The organism is Pseudomonas sp. UMAB-40 (genome assembly GCF_900095275.1).
Lineage (GTDB): Bacteria > Pseudomonadota > Gammaproteobacteria > Pseudomonadales > Pseudomonadaceae > Aquipseudomonas > Aquipseudomonas mandelii_B.
Map to the genome: position 1 here is coordinate 53,175 of NZ_LT607569.1, position 22,392 is coordinate 75,566.

Here is a 22,392-nt window from a genome sequence, read left to right on the forward strand (position 1 = left end):
AAGGATGAGGGGAATGGACATCGCAGGAAGCGATTCATCAGGACGATGAAAAGGAACACAGGGAATAGGGAAAAAATGTGGGCGGGTCAAACCGCCCCTTTTTTTGCCTGCAGAAAAGCAAAAAGGCCCGCTAGGGGCCTTTTGGGAACGCGGGGGAAATCAGCGTTCGAGGTCTTTGAGCTTGCTACCTACAGATTTGTTGATGACGCGATCAAACTCTTCAGCATCGGGCATCGATTCTTTCTTCTCGGTGATGTTGGGCCAGATTTCGGCCAACTCAACGTTCAGCTGAATGAACTGCTGCATGTCTTCCGGGACTTCATCTTCAGAGAAGATGGCCACGGCAGGGCATTCTGGTTCGCACAGTGCGCAGTCGATGCACTCATCCGGGTGAATCACCAGGAAGTTCGGGCCTTCGTAAAAGCAGTCCACCGGACAGACTTCTACGCAGTCGGTGTACTTGCACTTGATGCAGTTGTCGGTGACGACGAAGGTCATTTCTAATTTTCTCCTCAGGCGGCGGCAGCGGAGCCCCTTCACGTTGGGGTCGCCAGGTTCGGGAGCGATAGTCTGCAGGCCAGGCTATTAGCCTGCAGCATCCCAAACCGCGCGAGATTCTAACAGCTTGCAGGCAAGTGCGTTAGATCCGTGTCTTTAGTGTATAGAGCATTTCTAGCGCGCGACGCGGTGTCATGTCGTCCAGATCCAGTTTGGCCAGTTCATCCAGCACCGGATGCGGCAGGCTGGCAAACATATCGCTCTGCTGCGGCGCGGCCGGTTTGCCTTTGGCGGGTTTCGGCACTTCATGGGGCAGGGCAGTCGCTTCCAGTCGGCCGAGGTGCTCGCGAGCACGCACGATCACTTCGCTCGGCACACCAGCCAACTGCGCAACCGCCAGACCGTAGCTCTGGCTGGCAGGCCCGGGCAGCACATGGTGCAGGAACACGATGCGTTCGTTGTGCTCGGTGGCATTGAGGTGAACGTTGGCCACCAGCGGTTGCGCTTCGGGTAGCACCGTCAGCTCGAAGTAGTGGGTGGCGAACAGCGTATACGCCCGCAGATGGGCCAGACGTTCGGCGGCGGCCCAGGCCAGGGACAGACCATCGAAGGTGCTGGTGCCGCGGCCGACTTCGTCCATCAACACCAGGCTGCGTTCGGTGGCGTTGTGCAGAATGTTTGCGGTTTCGCTCATTTCGACCATGAAGGTCGAGCGCCCGCCCGCCAGGTCATCGCTGGAGCCGATCCGGGTGAAGATCCGGTCCACCAGCGACAATTCGCAACTGGCCGCCGGCACGAAACTGCCGATGTGCGCCAGCAGTACGATCAGAGCGGTCTGGCGCATGTAGGTGGATTTACCGCCCATGTTCGGACCGGTGATCACCAGCATGCGCGTGTTGTCGTCGAGGCTCAGGTCGTTGGCCACGAACGGCGTTGTCAGCACTTGCTCGACCACGGGGTGACGACCCTGGGAGATGCGCATGCACGGCTCGTCAACGAAGCGCGGGCAGTTCAGGTCGAGGTTCAGGGCGCGTTCGGCGAGGTTGCTCAGCACGTCCAGTTCGGCCAGTGCGGCGGCGGTGTCTTGCAGCGGCGGCAATTGGGCGATCAAGTCTTCGAGCAGCGCTTCGTACAGCATCTTCTCGCGGGCGAGGGCGCGGCTCTTGGCCGACAGCGCCTTGTCCTCGAACGCTTTCAGTTCCGGCGTGATGAAGCGCTCGGCACCTTTGAGCGTCTGGCGGCGGATGTAGTCGGCCGGAGCCGATTCAGCCTGCTTGCTCGGCAACTCGATGAAGTAACCGTGAATGCGGTTGTAGCCGACTTTCAGGTGCGACAGACCGGTGCGGGCCTTCTCCCGTGCTTCCAGATCGATCAGGAACTGCCCGGCGTTTTCGCTGAGTGATTGCAGGTCGTCGAGTTCGCTGTCGTAACCGGTCTTCAACACGCCACCGTCACGGATCACCGCCGGCGGGTTGTCGATGATGGCTTTTTCCAGCAGTGCCGCAAGTTCCGGGTAGGTGCTGGTGGTCTTCGCCAGTTGAATGATGTGCGGTGCTTCCAGCTCCGTCATCGCCACTTGCAACTCAGGCAGTGCACCGAGCGCATCGCGCAGGCGAGCGAGGTCGCGAGGACGGGCATTGCGCAGGCCGATCCGCGCCAGAATCCGCTCGATGTCACCGATTTCCTTGAGCTGCGGTTGCAGTTTTTCAAAACGGTAACCGTCGAGCAGGCAAGTGATCGAAGTCTGGCGCGCCAGCAATACGCTGAGATCGCGCAGCGGACGGTTCAGCCAGCGAGTCAACAGACGACTGCCCATGGCCGTCTGGCAGCGATCGACCACCGATTGCAACGTGTTGTCGCGTCCGCCCGCCAGGTTGGTGTCGAGTTCCAGGTTGCGACGGCTCGCGCCATCCAGCACCACGGTGTCGTCCAGGCGTTCATGGCGCAGGCTGCGCAGGTGCGGCAGGGCAGTGCGCTGGGTTTCCTTGGCGTAACTGAGCAAGCAACCGGCGGCGCCGATGGCCAGGGTCAGGTTCTCGCAGCCGAAGCCTTTCAGGTCCTGGGTGGAGAATTGCTGGCAAAGACTTTTCAGCGCCGAGTCGCGCTCGAAATCCCACGGCGCACGGCGTCGAACCCCACGACGTTTTTCCGCCGGCAGGTCCTTTGGCCAGTCATCCGGAATCATCAGCTCCACCGGATTGACCCGCTCCAGCTCCGCCAGCAGGTTTTCCCAGCCTTTGATCTCCAGCACGGTGAAGTTGCCGCTGGTGATGTCCAGCACCGCCAGACCGAACAGGCGTTCGTCACCCAGCACCGCCGCGATCAGGTTGTCCCGACGCTCATCCAGCAGCGCTTCATCACTGACCGTACCCGGCGTGATGATCCGCACCACTTGCCGATCCACCGGCCCCTTGCTGGTCGCCGGATCGCCGACCTGTTCACAGATCACCACCGATTCGCCGAGCTTCACCAGTTTCGCCAGGTAACCTTCGGCGGCGTGGTAAGGAATCCCACACATCGGAATCGCCTGACCGGCCGACTGCCCGCGGGCGGTCAGGGTGATGTCCAGCAACTTGGCGGCCTTCTTCGCGTCTTCATAGAAGATCTCGTAGAAGTCGCCCATGCGGTAGAACATCAGCTGGTCGGGGTGCTGGTTCTTCAGGCGCCAGTATTGCTGCATCATTGGCGTGTGAGAGGACAGATCGGAGAGTGCTTTATTCATCGGATATCAGGCAAATTCGTTGAAAGGTGTAGGGCAAAGGAGGGACATCGGCCCGGCTTTTCCGCGATGGGCGCAAGGTTAACATGAGCCGTCTGCCGGACGCAGGCATGAAAGCCCTGCTGCACATTTCTGTTGTTTATGCACGATCTATGCGAATCAGCATTTGTCTTCCGAAAAAAGTTCAAGCACTATGCCCGTTATGCAAAAACGCAATGTTTCTACCGTCTTAAGAGCACTGCTCGATCAGCACGGGATCTCCCCCACGGAGCTTCACCGTCGCACCGGCGTGCCTCAATCCACTCTCTCGCGGATCCTCAGCGGGAAGATCGTCGATCCTTCGGATAAACACATTTCGAAGATCGCCGAGTACTTCGCCGTGAGTACCGATCAGTTGCGCGGACGCGTGGATGTCGCTGCCACCGCCGCCAATGCCGGGCGCGATCAATTGCATTCCGAACTCAAGGACATAAGTCTGTGGGACGACGACACACCCGTCGATGATGACGAGGTGTCGGTCCCCTTTCTTCGCGAGGTTGAATTGGCTGCTGGATCAGGAAGATTCGTCATCGAAGAAAGTGAGCGCTCTAGCCTGCGCTTCGGCAAGCGCAGCTTGCGTCACAACGGTGTGCAGTTCGATCAGGCCAAATGTGTGACGGTGCGCGGCAACAGCATGTTGCCGGTGTTGCGCGATGGCGCCACCGTTGGCGTGAATGCAGGCAAGTGCGGGATTGGCGACATCATTGATGGCGACCTGTACGCCATCAATCACAACGGCCAGTTGCGCGTGAAACAGCTTTATCGTTTGCCTACCGGTATTCGCCTGCGCAGCTTCAATCGCGATGAGCACCCGGACGAGGACTACACCTTCCAGGAAATCCAGGAAGAACAGATCGTCATCCTCGGTCACGTTTTCTGGTGGGGCATGTACGCCCGTTAACCTCGCCGCACTGCATTAGAACCCGCCTCCGAGCGGGTTTTTTTTCGCCCGCCCAAAACCGTCAGCGCCTTTGTTTGCGAGGTTTTCATGCGCTAGCGCATTCTAAACGCATAAATAAATGCATTTACGCATTGACTGTATATGCATCAATGCATATTCTTTGTCTCAAGCCGCTCAACACAGCAGCTCGAAATGAAGCTCTTTAGTTCCACCACAAAAGGCAGCGATGAACCGGCCTCAACGGTTCAGAGGGTTGGCAACTGACCCGGGTGTGCAGCGTAAAGCACCAGAAGCAGTTATCCGGCGGGCAGGGACCGCGGTCGGAAAAACAATCTGAATGGATCCGTACCGCGCCAGTAGCGCCGAAAGATCAACGCGAAGGACCGCATTACTGAAAAGCCCGGCAAGCGCCGGGCTTTTTGGAATGCCTACCTATCGTCAGGCACCTCAAGAGACACCGTTTGAAAGAAACACGCATCACTCATCAATCACCCCGGGAGGCGTGACATGACAAACGAGCAACAAGCGTTGCTGGACATGCCGATCTGGCTTGTCATCGTCCTCGCCCTGGTGGGCGGGGTGTCCGGCGAAATGTGGCGCGCCGACAAGGACGGCGCCCGCGGCTGGTCACTGTTGCGGCGCCTGGCCTTGCGCTCCGGGGCCTGCGTGATCTGCGGGGTCTCGGCCATCATGCTGCTGTATGCCGCCGGCGTGTCGATCTGGGCCGCTTGCGCATTTGGCTGCCTGACGGCGATGGCCGGGGCGGACGTGGCCATCGGACTTTATGAACGCTGGGCGGCCAAGCGGATTGGCATTTGCGAAGTGCCGCCGCGCGATTCTCGCCCTGATCAATAGTGAGGAGCCGTCGCTGATCCCTCACATTGAAATCTGACAGGAGACCCTTAATGCCGGTCGTCATCGAAAAACCTTCACAGCTGTTTACCGCGATTGCCGAGGCATTGCGCGGCGCCTTTCCCGGTTTGAATGTCGGGAGTCATCAAGATTTCGACAGTACAGGCAATCTGGTCTGGGTTCTGATTGCACTCGAACACGATGCGTCGGGAAGCCGTTCCCATGACGGGCGTATCGCTCATGTCATGACGGTTTCGTTGCAAGCCGTGTCGCCCACTTCCGGCCTGGCGGCCTGCGATCTGGGCAGCCAGCTGAAAAACCTGATCACCGATAACCGCTGGAAACTGCCCGGCGATCAATGCGACTTGCCGATGAACATCGATGGCATTGCGTCCACGTTCATCAGTGGTGCCCAGGAGTACGCCACCTGGACCGTTTCCTTCACCCAGACCTTATATCTCGGCCCATTGCTGCTGGACGACCCGTTGGGCACTCCGAAATTCGCCCGTACCTGGGAGGTGTCGGACATCGACGATCCAGACCAGTACCAGCCGCTCGAGGAGTAATCCATGTTCGACGCACTGTTCAACCAGCAACTGGGCCCGATCATCGAGCGCCTGGCCGAAATGGAAACCGAGATCGAAGACCTGCATCGGCGTACCGACAGCCTCTGTCGCATTGGCGTGTGCGAGGAAGTCGATGCGGCCAGCAACACGTGCAGGGTCCGCCACGGGGAGTTGTTGACCCCTGCCATCAGGTTTTTCAACCCAAGTGCGGGGGCACAAAGCGAGTCGCGCATTCCCTCTGTCGGTGAACAGTGCGTGTTGCTGAACCATGGCGGTGGCGACGGCGGTGGTCAGTCCGTCGCGTTGTTCGGCCTCAATGGTGGCCAGTTTCCGCCGGTCTCAACGCAGGCTTCGCTGACGCGTCGCCGCTATCAGGACGGCACCGAAAGTGGCTACGACGACGCCAGTCATACCCTGCGCTGGCAAAACGGCCCCGCCACATTCACCGGCACTCGCGAATCGCTCGAACTGAGCATCGGCCGGGCCCGGTGGGCCATGACGCCTGAGTCGATCCAACTGCAACTGGGTGCGACCGGCTTATTGCTCGACGCCTCCGGTGTGCACCTGAGCGGCCCCTTGGTGGATCACCAGGGGCGAGTCATTAGCACTGCATAAAGAGTTTTCCATGATCGGAATCGATAGAAACACCGGCGTAACGGTCGACGACTGGCCGCAGTTTGTACAACGCGCGACCCGGGCGCTGACCACGCCTTTGGGCACTCGTCAGAAGCGTCCCTTATATGGCTCGTTGATCCCGAATCTCTTGGGACAAAACCTCGGTGACGACCTGCTGATGCTTGCCCAGAGCCACGCGGCACAGGTTTTTTACAACGAGCAGAACGGCATTGGTGATTTCCAGCCGCAGGTCATCGTGGCCAGCCGCCACGGGGCAGGGCTGTTGTTGCGTTTCGCGGGCCTCTGGAAAAACCGTAGTCAGACATTCGAGGTGGTGACATGAGCATGCTGATACCCGGCCAGAACCAGTTGGCCGAACCTTCGATCGTCACCGTCGAAGCGTTCGAGGACCTGCTCGCGGAGTTCAAGACGTTTGTCGTCGAGTACGTCGGCGCCTGTTCTCCCGAGCGCGCGGAAAAACTTAAGGTCAGCCTCGACAACGAAAGCGAGTTGCTGACCCTGGCCCTTGAAGCCTTTTGTGTACGCTTGCAAATCCACGAACGCAAATACAACGCCCGCATCAAGCAGATGCTGGCTTGGTGGGCCACGGGCAGCAATCTTGATGCGCGACTGGCGGACATGGGCCTGGAAAGGCAGTTGCTGGACCCCGGCGACCTGGCTGCATTCCCACCATTGGCCCCGGTTTATGAAAGTGACGATGACGCCCGGTTGCGTTACTACCTGGCGCCCCATGCACCGGCGGCCGGGTCGCGCATGCAATACCGCCGTGAGGTGTTCACCCTCGGTGAGCGACCCTCCGTGAAGGTGGAAACGACAGCCGCAGGCGTGGTGACGGTCACCTACACGTTCGACCCGGACGGTTACGCCGCTCAGGTCAAGGACGGCAACGGACGCCGCACTGCTCCCGGCGAGGTGATGGTCACCGTACTGGCCCGCGAGGGCGATGGCGCGCCCTCCGAAGCTTTGCTTGATGGTGTTCGCCAGCATTTCGCCCGATCTGATGTGCGCCCCGAAACCGACCTTGTCACGGTGCAGGGGGCGCACATCAAGAACTACAAAATCCGGGTCGTGGCGAAGATCAACGCCGGGCCTGATTCCGGGTTGACCAAGGTGGCTGCGCAACAGCAGTTGCAGGCGTATGCCGACAGCTGCCATCGACTGGAAGGGCGGGTCGACCCGAGCTGGATCGACTACACGTTGCACAGTGCTGGCGCGGTTCAGTTGCAGATTCTCGAACCGCTGGCGCCAATCGTGACGACGGCGTTCCAGGCCCCGTATTGCACGGGTGTCGAGGTCGAGGTGGACACGTTATGAGTGACGACACGCCTCGTCCGAGCCTGCTGCCGGCCAACAGTTCGCCGCTGGAAAGGGCGCTTGATCTGGGTTTTGGCCGGTTGCTTGAGCGTATTACGCCGCCGTTTCCGGAGTTAATGAATCCGGCCGAAACACCACTGGCATTTCTGCCGTACCTCGGCGCGGATCGTGGTGTCAGCGAATGGAGCTCCACGGCTGGCGAAACCGAAAAGCGTTTGACGGTAGAACTCGCCTGGCCCACCGCTCGCCAGGCCGGGACACGCATGGCCTTGGAAAACGCTGCCAAGGGTTTGCAATTGCGACCCGACGTGCGCGCCTGGTACGAGCAAACACCGCCAGGTCCGCCTTACAGCTTTTCCGTCAGGGCCTTTACCGAACAGCCCTACAGCGAAGAAATCGATGCCCGTCTTGATCGACGTCTTGCGGATGCCAAAAGCGAACGCGACACCTTGACGGTCTCCGTCGGCTTGAGCGCGTTCGGCAATCACGTCATCGGCGCGGCCACCGTGTGCGGAGAACTGACCACGGTGTACCCGATTGTCATCGAAGGGCTTGAAGCCTCGGGCCAGGCCTTTATCGCCGCCGGGCTCTACACCGTCGAAACCTCCACTATTTATCCTCAGGGGTCCTAAATGGCCGACTATTACACCCTGCTTACCAATGCGGGGATTGCCTACGAAACTGCCTGCAAGGCGGCGGGCTTGCCAATCAAACTGTCGCAGATTTCCGTCGGCGACGGCGGTGGCGCCGTTTACAACCCGGCGGCAACCGACACCGCGCTCAAGCGCGAAGTCTGGCGCGGGCCACTCAATGCGCTGTTCCAGGACGAGAAAAATCCGAGCTGGTTGCTGGCTGAAGTGACCATCCCGCCGGACGTTGGCGGCTGGTATGTGCGTGAAGCCGGGCTCTGGACTGATACCGGCATTTTGTACGCCATCGTCAAATACCCGGAGTCGTTCAAACCAGTGCTGGCGACTTCGGGGGCGGGCAAAGAGTTTTACATTCGCTCGATTTTCGAAACCAGCAATGCCTCACTCGTGACCCTGTTGATCGATGACACGGTGGTCAAGGCAACGCGGGCCTGGGTGATGGGCTATCTTGCGGACGAGTTGGCCAAGCTTGATGGCAAGCAATCGGTTCGCGTGGCGACTACTGCCAACATCGCACTGGCCGGGCCGCAAGCAATCGATGGCGTGGCCGTAGTCGCTGGCGATCGCGTCCTGGTTAAAAACCAGACGGCCGCAAAAGATAACGGCCTCTATATTGCCGCGGTTGCTGACTGGGTTCGGGCGAAAGACGCGGACGCCAGTACAGATGTGACGTCGGGTCTGATGGTCTCCGTAGAGCAAGGAGCGACGCTGGCCGATACTCGTTGGCAGTTGGTCACTGACGGGGCGATTGTCCTGGGCACCACGGCGCTGACGTTCCAGAACGTGACGCAAGGCTTTGCGCCGCTCAATTCGCCGGCGCTGATCAGCCCCACGGCGAATGCGCCGGCTCGGTTTGATAACACCAAGAAGCTTGCAACGACTGAATGGATCAAGGCCAGAGGGGTCGAGCTGGGTGGTTTTTACTCGTTTGTTGCCCCGTTAACCGGTATCGCGGCGCACGTGGGCAGTCTGGTTCACTGTTACGGTAGCGGGCCCGTTTCCTACAGTATTCCTGACTCGGTGGCTAATGGCTTCCAGGCAGGCGCCACCATTCGATTGCAGAACTGGTCAATTGCAACCCTGATTCTGTCCACTCAGGGTGCGGACAAAATGCAGGAAAGTCTCTCTATTCCGCCTTCTGCTGTGAGCAGGTCGGTTCCACCAGATACCTATCTGGACATGATCTTCGTTGGCGACGGGGCCTGGGTTTTGCTGGGTACCGGTGTCGTTGGCAAGACTGCACCGTTTGGTGCACTGATGTCGGCGAACGGCTATCAGAAACTCCCTTCCGGTTTGATCATTCAGTGGATGACAGCGCTGTTCTCAAGCGCGGCGCTGAGCACTCCTTTTAATTTGCCAATTGCTTTTCCGAACAAGAACTTCGGCTGCAACGTTTCGATGACAGACAGCACTATTTACGGCTCCACCGGCTCTCCGTTTGTGGCGGGTATGGCCAACGGCTTGGGCCAGGTCGTTGTGCAGTCCAACTACACCGCCAGCCAATCGGCAGTCCGCGTACTTGCTTTCGGGATGTAAAGGGGAAATCAGATGATTTACAGCAGTAAGACAACCGGTCTTTTTCACGATTCAGATTTGGGTGGAGAGCTTCCAACGGACGCTGTCGAAATATCGCTCGAACTGCACGCCGAGCTTTTGAACGGTCAGTCGCAGTTGATCAAGATCAACTTTAATACGGATCCACCCTCTTTGATTGAGCGTCCGCCGATGGCTCCCGAGCAATTGGCTGACCTCGAGCGCACCTGGCGTGATGGGCTGTTGGCGAAAACCGATGGCATCGTGGCGCGTCAGCGCGACGAACTGGATGGTGGCGGCGCAACGACCCTTACAACCGAGCAATACGCTGAGCTGCAAGTCTACCGGCGCGAGTTACGCGACTGGCCACTTGGGGCGGAGTTTCCCCAGGCAGATCACCGCCCGGTTGTACCCACCTGGCTGTCTGGCCAGCTCAAATAAGCGCCCCGCACCGTCGGGGCGTTTTCTTATCCGCTAATCAACACCCAACAGCCCCTTCCTCAAACAAAGGGGCTTTTTCGCATCTGGAGAAACCCAAATGGCAGAACGCCAAACCTACACCGTCCTCGTCCCGTTCCCCGTTGGGCGCGGTCACTGGTCCACCGCCGGCCAAGAGCTAGAGCTGCTCGACGTCGAAGCCAACGCCCTGCTCAGCGCCGGTCGTCTGGAGCTGAAATCCACATCCACCAAGGCCGTGAAGGCCGCTGCCAAGAAGGCTGAATAACCATGGCTGAGGTTCTGAACTTCGAGCACAACGGCATTACCGTTAATGCGACCGAATCCCCCGAGGCCATGGGTGGCCTCGGTGACAACGTCATCGGTCTGATCGGCACTGCGCCGAAGGCCGATCCGCTGATTCCGCGCAATGCGCCGTTTCGCATCAACAGCTTCACCACCCAGGCGCTGCTCGATCCGACCGGCACTGAGTCGGGCACATTGTTCCACGCGGTGTTCCAGATCCTGAAAGTGGTCAAGGTGCCGGTCTACGTGGTCATCGTCGAAGAGGGCGCGACCCCGGCGGACACGGTGAATAACGTGATCGGCGGCGTTGAGCCTCTGACCGGCCGCAAGCTGGGCCTGGCCGCGTTGAGCGGCGTGCCGGAAGACCTGACCATCATCGGTGCACCAGGCTTCACCGGCACCAAAGCCGTGGCCAGCGAGTTCGCCTCGTTTGGCAAGCGTATCAAGGCGCGTGTGGTACTCGACGGCAAGGACGCCGCGGTGGCCGATCAAGTGACCTACAGCCAGGAACTGGGCGGCGCGGACCTCGGTTTCGACCGTTGCCTGGTCGTGCACAACATGCCGGCCGTTTACTCCAAAGCGGCGAAGAAGAACGTGTTCCTGTCGCCATCGAGCCTCGCCATCGCGGCCTTGGCCAAGGTCAAGCAATGGGAGAGCCCGGGCAACCAGGTGACCTATGCCGAGGACGTGTCGCGGGTTGTGGAATACAACATCCTCGACAAATCCACCGAAGGCGATCTGCTCAACCGCTACGGCATCAGTTATTACGCCCGGACCATCCTCGGCGGCTTCTCGCTGCTGGGTAACCGCTCCATCACCGGCAAGTTCATCAGCTACGTCGGACTCGAAGATGCGATCAGCCGCAAGCTGGTCAAGGCAGGCCAGAAAGCCATGGCCAAGAACCTGACCAAGTCGTTCATGGACCAGGAGGTCAAGCGCATCAACGACTGGCTGCAAACCCTGGTAGCCGACGAAACCATTCCCGGCGGCAGCGTGTACCTGCACCCGGAATTGAACAGCGTCGAGAAGTACAAAAACGGCACTTGGTTCATCGTCATCGACTACGGCCGCTATGCGCCGAACGAACACATGCTTTATCAACTCAATGCCCGCGATGAAATCATCGAGCAGTTCCTGGAGGATGTTCTCTAATGTTTACCAACCGCGTAAGACAGGCCATCGCGGCCACCCTGCAAGGCCTGCCGTTGTCGGCGACCGTCGAAAGCTTTACTCCGCCGAAGATTGAGTTCGGCATGGAAACCATGACGGGCGGGCGCTTTATCGGCGAAGAAATGATCAAGAACGGCACGGTGCTGACGGCTAATCTGGTCCTGCAAGGCGTGGGGCCGGAAGTGATGCTGGCGTTGGGCGTGAAGCTGGGGGAAGACATTCTGCTGAACGTGCGTGAGGCCGGTCAGGATCAGGATGGCAACACTTGGTTTACCTACCACACCGTCGGCGGCAAGCTGAAGTCCCTGGTCGAAACAGCACTCAAAATGGGTGACAAACCCACCACCACCCTCGAACTCTCCTGCCGCACCTACAGCCGTCTCGAAAACGGCATCCCTGTGATCGACATCGACGTACGCACGCAAAAGTTTGTGCTCAACGGCGTGGACATTCTCGGCGACGCCCGCCGCGCGGTATTGATTCCGTAACCCCTCGCACTACCCCCATGCAACTCAGCTAAACGCAGTCCCTGTGGGAGCGAGCCGGCTCCGGGCGGCGTTCCGACGAAAGCGGTGTGCCTGACACATTGATGTCGGATGTCACGCCGCAATCGCGAGCAGGCTCGCTCCCACAGGTTGCACACCCAAGGAATTCATTTCATGTCCTGGACGCCTCCCGTTCACGTCTTGTTGTCGCCGATCACCGCCGACGATCAATCGACACTCCAGCAGATTCAGCTCAAACCGTTGTTTTACGCCGCACAGAAAGAAGCCCTGGCCCGTGCCGGTGATGATGAAGACGATCAGTTCTTCGAACTGGCGAAACTGGCCACCGGCCTGTCGGTCAAGGAGCTCGACCAGCTCAAACGCCCGGACTACGTGAGCATCGCGCAGTACGTTCATGAGATGTCGACTCGTCCGGCGTCGTATTTTCTACAGCGGGACACAGAATCCGAAGCCGCGGAAGACCCCGATCAAGTGCAGTTGCTGCAACCGCTCAACGCAGCGGGACGCAGCCTGACTTCGCTCACCTTGGAAATGCCGGTACTGCGCGCCACCAAGGCGATGAAAAAACTGAAAACGGCCAAGGAGCGCGCCGAGTTCATCACCGCCCATTGCACCGGGTTAATGCTTCCCGATCTGGACCTGTTGACCGTGCCCGACTGGACACAGCTTCAGGTACGCATCGACGATTTTTTAAACAAACCGGCGGACTTCTTTCGGAACGCGACATCGAAGTAATCCTCGATGTGGTGCCGCTCATTTACCCGGTAAGTGAGTCGGACATTCTGGAATGGGACGCCGGCAAGGCATTGCGCCGCTACGACATCGCGATCACTCGCCTTGGCGTGAAACAGGAGTAAGCGGGATGGCGGACGATAGATATTCTCTCAAATACGCAGCCATCGATAACGGTGGGTTGGCGTTCGCAAATACCAGCCTGAGTACCGCAGCCACAAGCGTTATGTCAGCGCAAGGTACGGGCCCCTCCGCCAGGGATCAAATGCCGGGCCTCGGTCTGGCGCTGGAAAATGTCGGGATCAAACTCGGACTGCTGACAACGTCTATTGAGTCGTTGACCTTGAAACTTTCGTCGCAACGTTTGTTACCGCAGGCAGCGGGAGCCGGTGAAAAGTGTGAGTCGACCTGCGAGCAGAAGAGTGCGGGAACGTCGGGTAGCGGTATCGAACCGCCGGACCTGCTTAAACCCGCGATAGAGATGGATTTGGCCAGGGCCGAACTGAAGCAGGCAGGCCAGTTTACCCCGCGCCAGAGCGAAGAGATGGCGCAGTCAACCCTGCACATTGCCAGCTCTGCGCTGGTGGCGGCCGGAGGGACCAAAGCGGTTGATCTGGTGAGGATTGCAAGTCTTGCCGCCAAGGCGGGAATCGCTGGTGATCTGCCCGATGCTTCGGACCGACGGTTTGATCTGCTGCGCTTCGCCAGTGATGCTGGCGTCGCCGCATCGGCGTTCAAGATGCCGGCCATGGATGTCGCTGAGATGATGGTCGGCTGGCGCACGTCCATGAAGCTCAACGGTGCTCAAACCTTTGACCTGGCGGATGCAGTCAACCATCTGGGCAAGATACCCGGTGGTGCGAAAGCGGCTGACATCGGTGCCGTTTTGCAGCGTGATGGTAGTGCTGCTACAGCAGCAGGCCTGGCACCCGCGCAAGCCGCCGCGTTAACGACGGCATTGTTGAATACCGGTACGCAGAAGGATGAAGCCGGCGTAGCGCTGAAAGACATCGCCACTGCCATGGGCAAGGGAGATCAGGCCTCCAAAACCGAGCGGGCAGCGTGGAAGCAGCTGGGTCTTGAACCGAAAGCGGTGGCGAGTGGATTGCGTGACAAGGACGCGGCACCTGGCACGGTGATGTCGGTGCTTGCGGCCTTGAACGCGCAACCTGCCGAGAAACGCCCGGCGCTGGCCTTTACGCTATTTGGTGATGGCGATAAGGCGGCGATGCGCATGGCGCAAAACCTTGGTGAAGTGAATCAAGCCTTCTGGCAGGTGAAAGATACAGGTCAGTACGCCACATCGGAGTTGGGGGACAAGGGCTCGGTGAGGCAGGACGCACTCGCGCAGTCAAAAACCCGGCAAGGCCAGTTGAACGTTCTGAGCGCAAGGACTGATCGCTTGTCGATTGCCACGGGCAATGCGCTGGCACCTGTGACGGATAGCTTGCTTCGCTCGCTTGGTTCCGTGGTTGATAGCTTGAGCGAGTCTGCTGAAGCCTCACCGAAAGCCACTGCTGCAATCGTGCTTGTTGCAGCAGCGATCAAACCACTGGTGGAGGCGCTGTTCAAAGCCGTCGTGGATGAGATGTCCAGTCAGGCGGCCAAGCGAGTATTGGGCGGCGAGGCTCCCCGTCTCCCCGGCAATTCTCTGAAAGGCATGAGTGCTTCATTGGGCGTATTCAAGCGTTTTTTACCTGGAGCATTTGCGTTAAAAGCCGCCCCCGATGTGATTGAAGGCACGATGAACGGCGACCTCAAGATGCTCGGCACTGGCCTGGGTGCCGCGGGCGGCGGCTGGGCGGGGGCCTCTGCAGGTGCTGCCATGGGCGCTGCTGTGGGTACCTTGTTCGGTCCGCTCCTCGGCACGGCCATTGGCGGAACGGTAGGCGCGGTCGTCGGCGGGCTGGCAGGGAGCTGGATAGGTGGAGAGTCGGGCAGCTGGCTGGGCGAAAAACTCGCCGCACCGGCCGACAAGCTCGCCGCTCCGGACCAGGTCAGCAAAGACCTGACTAATGCCCAAACGAGCAATCAGCAGAACTCGATGACGGCGAACATCTACATCAACGGTCAGGATCAGGCCAGCGCCAGCCAGTTGGCGAACCTGGTGGTACAGCAGATCACCGGCCAATTTGGACTTATGACCCTGCCCAACTCACTCGCCATGCGCAGTGACGCGGCCCTGACCGATGGAGGTACCTGATGCGTCAGCAAATGGTGTTGGGCAATTTCATGTTCGGCCTGTCCAGAAACTTCGCTTACAGCAGCTTGGCGCGCGGGGCGGATGGTGGCTGGAAGAGCTTCGACGCTGTCACCGGTAAACCCATCTCCAGTCAGACTGGCCAAGGCCTGCAAACGTTGAAAATATCGGGCAAATCGATGTACGCGACAGCGATGGATCGGCTTGACGAATTGCGTGCGTTGCAGGCGCAGCGCGTTCCTGTGCCGTTGGTTGACGGCATCGGCCGCAATTGGGGTCTATGGCAGATCATCACGGTGTCGGAAACCCAGTCGAGCGTGCTTGATGACGGCACTGCGATGGTGGTCGATTGGTTCATCGATTTATTGGAGTTTGCCAATGCGTAATGTTCGAAGTATTGCCGGCGACTCGGTGAATCTGCTGCTGTACCGGGCGCTTGAGCGTTGTGACGATGTCGCCGAGGAAGCACTTTGGCGACTCAATCCGGGGCTCGCCGAATATGGGCCGGTATTGCCGGCGGGCGTGCGGGTGTTCCTGCCTGAGGTGGGTTCAAAACCCATTGCACCCAAGCCGGCTTCGGCCTGGGATTAAGGAGGCAGCATGTCACTTGGTTTTACACCCTCGGTGGAGATTTACGGCGCGAACGCTGCGCTGCTCAACGAGCGATTGATTTCATGGCAGCACATCGATGCGGCGGGGATAGAGTCCGATCAACTGACGCTTGTCATTAATCTGGAAGGGCTTGAAGGATTGCCGAGTCTGGGCGGAAAAATCGGTTTGCGAGTGGGCTATGTGGAGTCGGGCCTGGTTGACAAGGGCGAATTCGTCGTCACACGGCGCACGCCGACGCTGTTTCCCCTGCGCATGACGCTGGTGGCCACGGCGGCGCCGTTCAGTGCCGCCGATGAGACCGGCTTCAAGCAACGCCGATCCGTCAGCCACGGTCCGACAACCGTGGGGGCGCTGTTCCGCCAGTTGACATCCAGGCATGGATTTTCACCGCGTGTGGCCCCGGATCTGGCGCAAATCAAGATTGAACATATCGACCAGTCCAACGAGACGGACATGGGGTTTCTGACACGGCTTGCCTGTCTCCATGATGGGGTCGCCAAGCCGATCAACGATCTGTATGTGCTGGCACGACGTGGTCAGGCGAAGTCACTGTCGGGCAACGTGATGCCGGACATAAAACTCACTGTGACAACCAACAATCGTCCGGGCGAACAGTCTTTTATCGCTGCAACACTCGAAGAAACCGCGCGGGCGAAGTACCAGGGCTGCAAGACCAGTTGGTGGGATGCAGCCGCCGGCAAGGTGCGGGTCGAGGAAAGCGGCATCGCGCCGTTTAAGACCCTTCGGCAACGCTATCAAAGCGCAGGCGATGCGCGGGCCGCCGGTGAGGGCGAGGTGCGTCGAATGATGCGTGAAGCATTGAAGGTGAAGATCGAGTGCCCCGGCAATCCAGGATTGTCTGCCGAAGGCCTGGTGCTGCTGGACAGTACGTGGCCCGATTTCATGCGAGGGCGTTGGTCAATTGACAAGGTTACGGCCAGCGGCAGTCGTCAGAACAGCTATCGCTGTTCGATCGAGGCGACCTGTGTGGATGCCCGGTCCTGAAGGACATATTTTGATTTCTGCCGGTAGCGGTCGAGTCACTTTTCCATCCTGTCTATGGGTATAACCATGACTGTTACGCAACAACTGCTGGAAACCATCATGCCCAACGCCCGCCTACAAGCGGGCGTTTTCATTTCCGCTCTCAACACCGCCATGCTTCGTTTCAGCATCAACACCCCGAAACGCGCCGCCGCCTTCCTGGCGCAAGTTGGCCATGAATCTGGACAACTACATTACGTGCGTGAACTCGGCAGCGATCAGTACTTGAGCAAGTACGACACCGGCACGTTGGCCGCACGTTTGGGTAATACACCAGTGCTCGACGGCGACGGCCAAAAGTACCGGGGCCGGGGCCTGATCCAGATCACCGGTCGCGACAACTACCGTCAATGCAGCCTCGGCCTGTTCGGCGATGATCGCTTGGTGTTTATTCCGCAGTTGCTGGAAAAGCCCCAATGGGCCGCCGAATCAGCCGCCTGGTTCTGGCAACAGAACGGCCTGAACGAACTGGCCGATCGCGATCAGTTCAACAGCATCACCCGCCGCATCAATGGCGGCCTTAACGGCTTGCAAGATCGCCTGCAACTCTGGGCGCGGGCGAGGGCGGTGTTATGCCAGTCTTCGGCCTGATGCCGATTTTTTACCGGGTGATCGGCCTTGTTGTGTTACTGGCGGTGTTGGCCGTCGGCGCTGCGGCGCTGGCCTGGCACTTTCAGGATTGGCGTTATGGCCGGCAAATGGCGGAACAGGCCAGGTTGCATGCCGAGGCACTGAATCAGCTGACGCTGGCCGCCGCAAGGCAGCAACAGGCCGAACAGGACAAGCGTCTGGCGCTGGAGCAGCGTCTGTCGGCCAGTGAGCAAACCCATTACCGAGCGCTTAGCGATGCCCAACGTGATCAAGGTCGCCTGCGCGATCGTCTTGCCACTGCTGATCTGCGCTTGTCAGTCCTCCTCGATGCTGCCTCAAGCCATTCAGTGCCAGCCTCCGCCAGCACCCGCAGCCTGGATAATGACGCCCCGCGAGCCCGACTTGACCCGGCGCATGCTCAACGAATTATCGCCATCACCGATGCCGGCGACAGCGGACTGATTGCCTTGCGGGCCTGCCAGGCCTATGTCAGAGCCGTCGCTCGCTAACATTTTGATCGATCCTGTGCCTTGCAAGCGCAATTCGCTCGTGTACGGTAGTGCTCATTCCGCTCGCTCAGGAGATGACCGTGAAAGAAATCACTCAACTGGCCGCTGAACTTGGCAGGCGCTTGCAGGTTCTGAATGCCCACGTCACCGCAGCCGAGTCCTGTACCGGCGGAGGGATCTCGGAAGCGATCACTCGCATTCCGGGGAGTTCGGCGTGGTTCGAGGCCGGTTATGTGACGTATTCCAACCGGCAGAAAACCGAGCAGTTGAACGTGCCTTCCGAATTGTTCCCTGCGGTGGGCGCGGTCAGTCGCGAAGTGGTCGAGGCGATGGTTCGCGGTGCCCAGGAAAAAAGCCAAGCGCATTTTGCCGTGGCGGTCAGCGGTGTGGCCGGCCCGGATGGCGGTTCGCCGAACAAACCGGTCGGCACTGTCTGGCTGGCCTGGGGCGTCGGTGAGCAGGTGTTCAGCGAGGTGCAGCACTTCGCCGGTAACCGTGATGAGGTCCGCCGACAAACGGTTAAGGCCGCGCTAGAGGGGCTGCTGCGCCATGCCGCTGGAGAAATCTCAAATCAGGGGTAGGCGATCCTGAAACGCTGTGGAATAATACTGGCTACTTATACAGGTGTTGGCCGTCAGGCCTTATTGATTACGTGAGGACTTTAATGGACGACAACAAGAAGAAAGCCTTGGCTGCGGCCCTGGGTCAGATCGAACGTCAATTCGGCAAGGGTGCCGTAATGCGTATGGGCGATCAGGACCGTCAGGCGATCCCGGCTATCTCCACTGGCTCTCTGGGTCTGGACATCGCGCTCGGCATTGGTGGTCTGCCAAAAGGCCGTATCGTTGAAATCTACGGTCCTGAATCCTCCGGTAAAACCACGCTGACGCTGTCGGTGATCGCCCAGGCTCAAAAAGCCGGCGCGACCTGCGCATTCGTCGACGCCGAACACGCCCTCGACCCTGAATACGCCGGTAAACTGGGCGTCAACGTCGACGACCTGCTGGTTTCCCAGCCGGACACCGGCGAACAAGCCCTGGAAATCACCGACATGCTGGTGCGTTCCAACGCGGTTGACGTGATCATCGTCGACTCCGTGGCCGCGCTGGTTCCGAAGGCTGAAATCGAAGGCGAAATGGGTGACATGCACGTGGGCCTGCAAGCCCGTCTGATGTCCCAGGCGCTGCGTAAAATCACCGGTAACATCAAGAACGCCAACTGCCTGGTGATCTTCATCAACCAGATCCGTATGAAAATCGGCGTGATGTTCGGCAGCCCGGAAACCACCACCGGTGGTAACGCGTTGAAGTTCTACGCTTCGGTTCGTCTGGACATCCGTCGTACTGGCGCGGTGAAAGAAGGTGATGAAGTCGTCGGTAGCGAAACCCGCGTCAAAGTCGTTAAGAACAAGGTGGCTTCGCCGTTCCGTCAGGCCGAGTTCCAGATTCTTTACGGCAAGGGCATCTACCTCAACGGTGAGATGATCGACCTGGGCGTGCTGCACGGTTTCGTTGAGAAGTCCGGTGCCTGGTATGCCTATGAAGGCACCAAGATCGGTCAGGGCAAGGCCAACTCGGCCAAGTTCCTGGCAGACAATCCGGAAATCGCCGCCAAGCTCGAGAAGCAACTGCGTGACAAGTTGCTGACCCCGGCGCCGGACGTCAAAGCATCGCCAGTCAAAGAGACGGCTGATGACCTGGCTGACGCTGATATCTGATTGATCCGATGATGACCGCCGTACTCGATACACTCGTCGCGGTGCGGCGAACCGCAATGGACCTGCTCGCACGACGCGAGCACGGTCGAGTCGAGCTGACGCGTAAACTACGTCAGCGCGGCGCTCTCCCTGAAATGATTGACACAGCACTCGACCGTTTGACGGAAGAGGGCCTGCTGTCCGAATCCCGTTACCTCGAAAGCTTCGTTTCTTACCGTGCTCGCTCCGGCTACGGCCCTTTGCGAATTCGCGAAGAACTGAGCCAGCGCGGCCTGCAACGTAACGACATCGAACTCGCCTTGCGCGAGAGCGGTATCAATTGGCAGGAGCAACTGGAAGAGACCTGGCGACGCAAATTTGCCGGGCATCTGCCGATAGACGTCCGGGAACGCGCCAAGCAAGGGCGTTTCCTGAGTTATCGGGGATACTCCATGGAAATGATCGGCCGCTTGTTCAGCGGTCGGGGAATGGATGATTGAATAAAAACGGCCCGCTATTTCGATAGCGGGCCGTTTTTTTTTTGCCTCGATTTTGCCTCACGTCACCTTGGACGGCTCTCGCGTGCGCTGTTGCGCCTGGGGTTTGGAATGGGCCCAGTTTTCCGGCAGGTTGATGTAGTCCACCAGCTCCCGCAGACGGCCATGATCCCTGGCGTTGAAGTTGAAGGCCAGCCGCGCCAGATGACTGAACTGCGCGTCATCGTGCTCCTCGCCGCTATAGGCGTGCTGATGAAAGTGATCGCTCAGGCACAGGTCGGCAAACGCTTCCTGCATGTGTTCGAGCGCCAGGTCGCTGAGCTTGTGGTTCATGCGGATCACGAACTGATGCTTCAGCCAGCGACTGGAGTGGAAGTTGCCGTAGAACTGATTGATCTGCTCAACCGCTTCTTCGGCGCTGTAGACCAGGCTCACGAGCTTCATGTCGGTCGGCAGGATGTAGCGATTTTCCTCCAGTTGATGGTGAATGAAGTCCAGCGCGCCCTGCCAGAACTTGCCGCCCGGTGCGTCCAGCAGCACCACCGGCACAAGTGGGCTTTTGCCGGTCTGAATCAAGGTCAACACCTCGAGCGCTTCATCCAGGGTGCCGAAACCGCCTGGGCACAGGACCAGCGCATCGGCTTCCTTGACGAAGAACAACTTGCGGGTAAAGAAGAAATGGAAGGGCAGCAGGTTGCCCGTGCCCTGGACGGTGGGATTGGCATGCTGCTCGAAGGGCAGGGTGATATTGAACCCCAGACTGTGTTCCAGGCCGGCACCTTCATGAGCCGCCGCCATGATGCCGCCACCGGCTCCGGTGATGACCATCAGGTCCGAGCGCGCCAGCGCGGCGCCGAGTTCACGGGCCAGGCCATACAGCGGGTGTTCGATCGGCGTGCGCGCCGAGCCGAAAACCGTGACCTTGCGTCGTCCCCTGAACTTCTCGAGCACGCGGAAGGCTTGCTCCAGTTCACGTAGAGCTTGAAGGGTGATCTTGGCGTTCCAGCGGTTGTGATCTTCCTGGGCCATGCGCAGCACGGTCAGGATCATGTCGCGGTAAATGGGGATGTTCGGGCTGTTGGGTGAAACCAGGTTGAGTTGCTCTTCGACCTTGCTGATGAGGTCGTGGCCGCTTTCTTCGAAATGACGGCTCAGGAGGTCATTCGGTTGGTAAGGCATTCAACTTCTCCTTCTGCACAGAACCCTCGGCACCGACAAAGCAGTCGTCAGCGCCGCGACACGTCATGTGTCGCTGTCTGCCCAAGCCCATGCCTGGGCGCTCCACCCGACTCGGTTCGAGTCGTCCATACAGGCTCTGTTTTTCCCTTGGATGAAAGAAACGTTCGCACAACAAGACACGCGACGGGCAGCCCCTTTCCTGCCGTGAAAAGTGATCGTGAACACTCTGAATCTAGACCCTTGCAGAGATTCTCGCTGCCTTGATCATTGCGCCGCAAAGTCTTTCCTGGCAACCGCTTATTGAGGCTTTGCAAGGTGGATTCACCGTTCGTCCGAACGCGTGCCGCAGGCCCGGCGCTCTGATTTACTAAGTTACAGGCGTGACACGACAACTTTGCGTCAAAGGCAGGACGCACAGTCCAAGCGGTTCAAGGATTTTTCGCTCAAGCAGGGCGAGGTGCAGGGAGGCTGGACACCATGGCCAGAGTCATTCTGGAAATCGATACGCAGCTGTATCGATTGCTGAAATCATCCGCCGAGACCAATCATTTGAGTCTCGAAGAGGAGTGCTGCCGGCGTCTGGAGGGCGGCGAGCGGCGTTCGCGCTATTTGCAGGCGTTGGTGGCAGAACTGCGCGCCGAGGATGAACAACGGCGCGCCAATTCCCGATGATTACTTCTTCTTGGCCGGTGCCGCTTTCGGGCAATCCGATTCCTGGTAGCTGGCCGAACCGACCGAGCGGTTGGTCTTCACCTCAGTGAAGTCGTAACGCATGACCGCGCCCTTGGCCATCAGTTTGCGGAACGATGGGTTGTTGCACACAGAGGCGCCCAGTTGGAAATACACGGCCTTGGGGTCGGCACGCATCTTGTTGGCGTGGCTGCTTTGTACGCTCAGATGGTTGATCAGCGTGTTGCCTTCGACGGTGTAGCCCTGATCAAGAATGTCCTCGTTGATCGCCCGTGGAGTACCGACACTGCTTTGTGTGGCGACGTTTCGCAGTTCTCGGTTGAGATTCTGCTCACTCAAGGACGCAGCCTGAGCGCTGAAGGACGACGCCAGCAAAATGGCAGCGGTGGGAACGATAAGGCGCAGCATGAAACTCTCCTGGTTCAGTGACTGGTGGTTCGACCTGTCACATGACTGTGCGTTCAGTGGCGGCGAATTATAGGGGACGAGGCCTGGACGGTACAGGCTTGCGCCGGCC

General features: G+C 59.2%; 27 protein-coding genes. 23 read left to right on the top strand and 4 right to left on the bottom strand.

Annotated elements, in window-relative coordinates; all coding sequences use genetic code 11:
* Positions 1 to 159: 159 nt before the first annotated feature.
* Together fdxA and mutS are read right to left on the bottom strand one after the other, a co-directional pair.
* Entirely contained in the window at positions 160 to 498 is a 339-nt protein-coding gene (gene fdxA / locus K0F88_RS23945) for a ferredoxin FdxA (protein WP_219096772.1), read from the bottom strand.
* Positions 499 to 640: 142 nt separating this feature from the next.
* Positions 641 to 3,220 (bottom strand): DNA mismatch repair protein MutS, encoded by a 2,580-nt coding sequence (gene mutS / locus K0F88_RS23950; protein ID WP_219096774.1) that lies wholly within the window; start codon positions 3,218 to 3,220, stop codon positions 641 to 643.
* 199 nt (positions 3,221 to 3,419) lie between these two features.
* Between mutS and K0F88_RS23955 the strand changes: the two genes are divergently transcribed.
* From K0F88_RS23955 to recX, 22 genes are all read left to right on the top strand, one after another.
* Complete coding sequence (locus tag K0F88_RS23955; protein WP_219096875.1) at positions 3,420 to 4,157, top strand: XRE family transcriptional regulator; 738 nt, start codon at positions 3,420 to 3,422, stop codon at positions 4,155 to 4,157.
* Positions 4,158 to 4,664: 507 nt separating this feature from the next.
* Positions 4,665 to 5,012: a phage holin family protein gene (locus tag K0F88_RS23960; RefSeq protein WP_219096776.1), complete on the top strand. Its 348-nt coding sequence runs from the start codon at positions 4,665 to 4,667 to the stop codon at positions 5,010 to 5,012.
* Positions 5,013 to 5,062: 50 nt separating this feature from the next.
* The gene (locus K0F88_RS23965; RefSeq protein ID WP_219096777.1) at positions 5,063 to 5,575 is read left to right on the top strand and encodes a hypothetical protein; all 513 of its coding nucleotides are present in this window, start codon (positions 5,063 to 5,065) and stop codon (positions 5,573 to 5,575) included.
* A 3-nt stretch (positions 5,576 to 5,578) separates the two neighbouring features.
* A complete protein-coding gene (locus K0F88_RS23970; RefSeq protein WP_219096778.1) occupies positions 5,579 to 6,190 on the top strand; it encodes a phage baseplate assembly protein V in 612 nt (203 codons plus the stop codon).
* A 10-nt stretch (positions 6,191 to 6,200) separates the two neighbouring features.
* Positions 6,201 to 6,533: a phage baseplate protein gene (locus K0F88_RS23975; RefSeq protein ID WP_219096780.1), complete on the top strand. Its 333-nt coding sequence runs from the start codon at positions 6,201 to 6,203 to the stop codon at positions 6,531 to 6,533.
* Positions 6,530 to 7,525, top strand: coding sequence for a baseplate J/gp47 family protein (locus K0F88_RS23980; RefSeq protein ID WP_219096781.1), 996 nt, complete (start codon positions 6,530 to 6,532; stop codon positions 7,523 to 7,525). The genes K0F88_RS23975 and K0F88_RS23980 overlap by 4 nt, the downstream gene beginning before the upstream one ends.
* Entirely contained in the window at positions 7,522 to 8,157 is a 636-nt protein-coding gene (locus K0F88_RS23985; protein WP_219096783.1) for a phage tail protein I, read from the top strand. The genes K0F88_RS23980 and K0F88_RS23985 overlap by 4 nt, the downstream gene beginning before the upstream one ends.
* On the top strand, positions 8,158 to 9,711 hold the full coding sequence (locus tag K0F88_RS23990; protein WP_219096784.1) for a phage tail protein: 1,554 nt from the start codon (positions 8,158 to 8,160) through the stop codon (positions 9,709 to 9,711).
* 12 nt (positions 9,712 to 9,723) lie between these two features.
* Entirely contained in the window at positions 9,724 to 10,149 is a 426-nt protein-coding gene (locus tag K0F88_RS23995; protein WP_219096785.1) for a phage tail assembly chaperone, read from the top strand.
* A gap of 97 nt (positions 10,150 to 10,246) precedes the next feature.
* A complete protein-coding gene (locus K0F88_RS24000) occupies positions 10,247 to 10,432 on the top strand; it encodes a hypothetical protein (RefSeq protein WP_219096787.1) in 186 nt (61 codons plus the stop codon).
* A 2-nt stretch (positions 10,433 to 10,434) separates the two neighbouring features.
* Complete coding sequence (locus K0F88_RS24005; protein WP_219096788.1) at positions 10,435 to 11,601, top strand: phage tail protein; 1,167 nt, start codon at positions 10,435 to 10,437, stop codon at positions 11,599 to 11,601.
* On the top strand, positions 11,601 to 12,107 hold the full coding sequence (locus K0F88_RS24010; RefSeq protein WP_219096790.1) for a phage major tail tube protein: 507 nt from the start codon (positions 11,601 to 11,603) through the stop codon (positions 12,105 to 12,107). The genes K0F88_RS24005 and K0F88_RS24010 overlap by 1 nt, the downstream gene beginning before the upstream one ends.
* 171 nt (positions 12,108 to 12,278) lie before the next feature.
* On the top strand, positions 12,279 to 12,860 hold the full coding sequence (locus K0F88_RS24015; protein ID WP_219096791.1) for a phage tail assembly protein: 582 nt from the start codon (positions 12,279 to 12,281) through the stop codon (positions 12,858 to 12,860).
* A 127-nt stretch (positions 12,861 to 12,987) separates the two neighbouring features.
* Positions 12,988 to 15,060 carry a phage tail tape measure protein gene (locus K0F88_RS24020; protein WP_219096793.1) on the top strand — a complete coding sequence of 691 codons (2,073 nt, stop codon included), beginning with the start codon at positions 12,988 to 12,990 and terminating at the stop codon, positions 15,058 to 15,060.
* Positions 15,060 to 15,443 carry a phage tail protein gene (locus tag K0F88_RS24025; protein WP_219096795.1) on the top strand — a complete coding sequence of 128 codons (384 nt, stop codon included), beginning with the start codon at positions 15,060 to 15,062 and terminating at the stop codon, positions 15,441 to 15,443. The genes K0F88_RS24020 and K0F88_RS24025 overlap by 1 nt, the downstream gene beginning before the upstream one ends.
* The gene (locus K0F88_RS24030; RefSeq protein ID WP_219096797.1) at positions 15,436 to 15,648 is read left to right on the top strand and encodes a tail protein X; all 213 of its coding nucleotides are present in this window, start codon (positions 15,436 to 15,438) and stop codon (positions 15,646 to 15,648) included. The genes K0F88_RS24025 and K0F88_RS24030 overlap by 8 nt, the downstream gene beginning before the upstream one ends.
* Positions 15,649 to 15,657: 9 nt before the next feature.
* Positions 15,658 to 16,674 (top strand): contractile injection system protein, VgrG/Pvc8 family, encoded by a 1,017-nt coding sequence (locus K0F88_RS24035; protein WP_219096798.1) that lies wholly within the window; start codon positions 15,658 to 15,660, stop codon positions 16,672 to 16,674.
* A gap of 66 nt (positions 16,675 to 16,740) precedes the next feature.
* A complete protein-coding gene (locus K0F88_RS24040) occupies positions 16,741 to 17,304 on the top strand; it encodes a glycoside hydrolase family 19 protein (protein WP_219096800.1) in 564 nt (187 codons plus the stop codon).
* Entirely contained in the window at positions 17,286 to 17,813 is a 528-nt protein-coding gene (locus tag K0F88_RS24045) for a lysis system i-spanin subunit Rz (RefSeq protein ID WP_219096802.1), read from the top strand. Before K0F88_RS24040 ends, K0F88_RS24045 begins: the two co-directional genes overlap by 19 nt.
* A gap of 80 nt (positions 17,814 to 17,893) precedes the next feature.
* A complete protein-coding gene (locus K0F88_RS24050) occupies positions 17,894 to 18,394 on the top strand; it encodes a CinA family protein (protein ID WP_219096803.1) in 501 nt (166 codons plus the stop codon).
* A gap of 83 nt (positions 18,395 to 18,477) precedes the next feature.
* Positions 18,478 to 19,530, top strand: coding sequence for a recombinase RecA (recA, locus tag K0F88_RS24055; protein WP_007907270.1), 1,053 nt, complete (start codon positions 18,478 to 18,480; stop codon positions 19,528 to 19,530).
* A gap of 11 nt (positions 19,531 to 19,541) precedes the next feature.
* The gene (gene recX / locus K0F88_RS24060; protein WP_219096805.1) at positions 19,542 to 20,009 is read left to right on the top strand and encodes a recombination regulator RecX; all 468 of its coding nucleotides are present in this window, start codon (positions 19,542 to 19,544) and stop codon (positions 20,007 to 20,009) included.
* Positions 20,010 to 20,066: 57 nt separating this feature from the next.
* Here the strand turns inward: recX and K0F88_RS24065 are convergent, their stop codons facing one another.
* On the bottom strand, positions 20,067 to 21,185 hold the full coding sequence (locus K0F88_RS24065; protein ID WP_219096807.1) for a TIGR00730 family Rossman fold protein: 1,119 nt from the start codon (positions 21,183 to 21,185) through the stop codon (positions 20,067 to 20,069).
* A 477-nt stretch (positions 21,186 to 21,662) separates the two neighbouring features.
* Between K0F88_RS24065 and K0F88_RS24070 the strand changes: the two genes are divergently transcribed.
* Positions 21,663 to 21,857, top strand: a complete 195-nt coding sequence (locus tag K0F88_RS24070) for a hypothetical protein (RefSeq protein WP_094468832.1) — start codon at positions 21,663 to 21,665, stop codon at positions 21,855 to 21,857.
* Here K0F88_RS24070 and K0F88_RS24075 read toward each other — a convergent pair whose 3' ends face one another.
* Complete coding sequence (locus K0F88_RS24075) at positions 21,858 to 22,283, bottom strand: PA3611 family quorum-sensing-regulated virulence factor (RefSeq protein ID WP_008153984.1); 426 nt, start codon at positions 22,281 to 22,283, stop codon at positions 21,858 to 21,860.
* Positions 22,284 to 22,392 lie beyond the last annotated feature (109 nt).

Coding starts and splice junctions, on each gene's coding strand:
- K0F88_RS24005 (WP_219096788.1), top strand. CDS start 10,435: ATGGCTGAGGTTCTGAACTTCGAGCACAACGGCATTACCGTTAATGCG.
- mutS (WP_219096774.1), bottom strand. CDS start 3,220: ATGAATAAAGCACTCTCCGATCTGTCCTCTCACACGCCAATGATGCAG.
- K0F88_RS23955 (WP_219096875.1), top strand. CDS start 3,420: ATGCAAAAACGCAATGTTTCTACCGTCTTAAGAGCACTGCTCGATCAG.
- K0F88_RS24070 (WP_094468832.1), top strand. CDS start 21,663: ATGGCCAGAGTCATTCTGGAAATCGATACGCAGCTGTATCGATTGCTG.
- K0F88_RS24040 (WP_219096800.1), top strand. CDS start 16,741: ATGACTGTTACGCAACAACTGCTGGAAACCATCATGCCCAACGCCCGC.
- K0F88_RS24045 (WP_219096802.1), top strand. CDS start 17,286: ATGCCAGTCTTCGGCCTGATGCCGATTTTTTACCGGGTGATCGGCCTT.
- recX (WP_219096805.1), top strand. CDS start 19,542: ATGACCGCCGTACTCGATACACTCGTCGCGGTGCGGCGAACCGCAATG.
- K0F88_RS24025 (WP_219096795.1), top strand. CDS start 15,060: ATGCGTCAGCAAATGGTGTTGGGCAATTTCATGTTCGGCCTGTCCAGA.
- K0F88_RS23970 (WP_219096778.1), top strand. CDS start 5,579: ATGTTCGACGCACTGTTCAACCAGCAACTGGGCCCGATCATCGAGCGC.
- K0F88_RS23995 (WP_219096785.1), top strand. CDS start 9,724: ATGATTTACAGCAGTAAGACAACCGGTCTTTTTCACGATTCAGATTTG.
- K0F88_RS23990 (WP_219096784.1), top strand. CDS start 8,158: ATGGCCGACTATTACACCCTGCTTACCAATGCGGGGATTGCCTACGAA.
- K0F88_RS24065 (WP_219096807.1), bottom strand. CDS start 21,185: ATGCCTTACCAACCGAATGACCTCCTGAGCCGTCATTTCGAAGAAAGC.
- K0F88_RS24015 (WP_219096791.1), top strand. CDS start 12,279: ATGTCCTGGACGCCTCCCGTTCACGTCTTGTTGTCGCCGATCACCGCC.
- K0F88_RS23965 (WP_219096777.1), top strand. CDS start 5,063: ATGCCGGTCGTCATCGAAAAACCTTCACAGCTGTTTACCGCGATTGCC.
- recA (WP_007907270.1), top strand. CDS start 18,478: ATGGACGACAACAAGAAGAAAGCCTTGGCTGCGGCCCTGGGTCAGATC.
- K0F88_RS23960 (WP_219096776.1), top strand. CDS start 4,665: ATGACAAACGAGCAACAAGCGTTGCTGGACATGCCGATCTGGCTTGTC.
- K0F88_RS23985 (WP_219096783.1), top strand. CDS start 7,522: ATGAGTGACGACACGCCTCGTCCGAGCCTGCTGCCGGCCAACAGTTCG.
- K0F88_RS23975 (WP_219096780.1), top strand. CDS start 6,201: ATGATCGGAATCGATAGAAACACCGGCGTAACGGTCGACGACTGGCCG.
- K0F88_RS24000 (WP_219096787.1), top strand. CDS start 10,247: ATGGCAGAACGCCAAACCTACACCGTCCTCGTCCCGTTCCCCGTTGGG.
- K0F88_RS24075 (WP_008153984.1), bottom strand. CDS start 22,283: ATGCTGCGCCTTATCGTTCCCACCGCTGCCATTTTGCTGGCGTCGTCC.
- K0F88_RS24010 (WP_219096790.1), top strand. CDS start 11,601: ATGTTTACCAACCGCGTAAGACAGGCCATCGCGGCCACCCTGCAAGGC.
- K0F88_RS24020 (WP_219096793.1), top strand. CDS start 12,988: ATGGCGGACGATAGATATTCTCTCAAATACGCAGCCATCGATAACGGT.
- K0F88_RS24035 (WP_219096798.1), top strand. CDS start 15,658: ATGTCACTTGGTTTTACACCCTCGGTGGAGATTTACGGCGCGAACGCT.
- K0F88_RS23980 (WP_219096781.1), top strand. CDS start 6,530: ATGAGCATGCTGATACCCGGCCAGAACCAGTTGGCCGAACCTTCGATC.
- fdxA (WP_219096772.1), bottom strand. CDS start 498: ATGACCTTCGTCGTCACCGACAACTGCATCAAGTGCAAGTACACCGAC.
- K0F88_RS24030 (WP_219096797.1), top strand. CDS start 15,436: ATGCGTAATGTTCGAAGTATTGCCGGCGACTCGGTGAATCTGCTGCTG.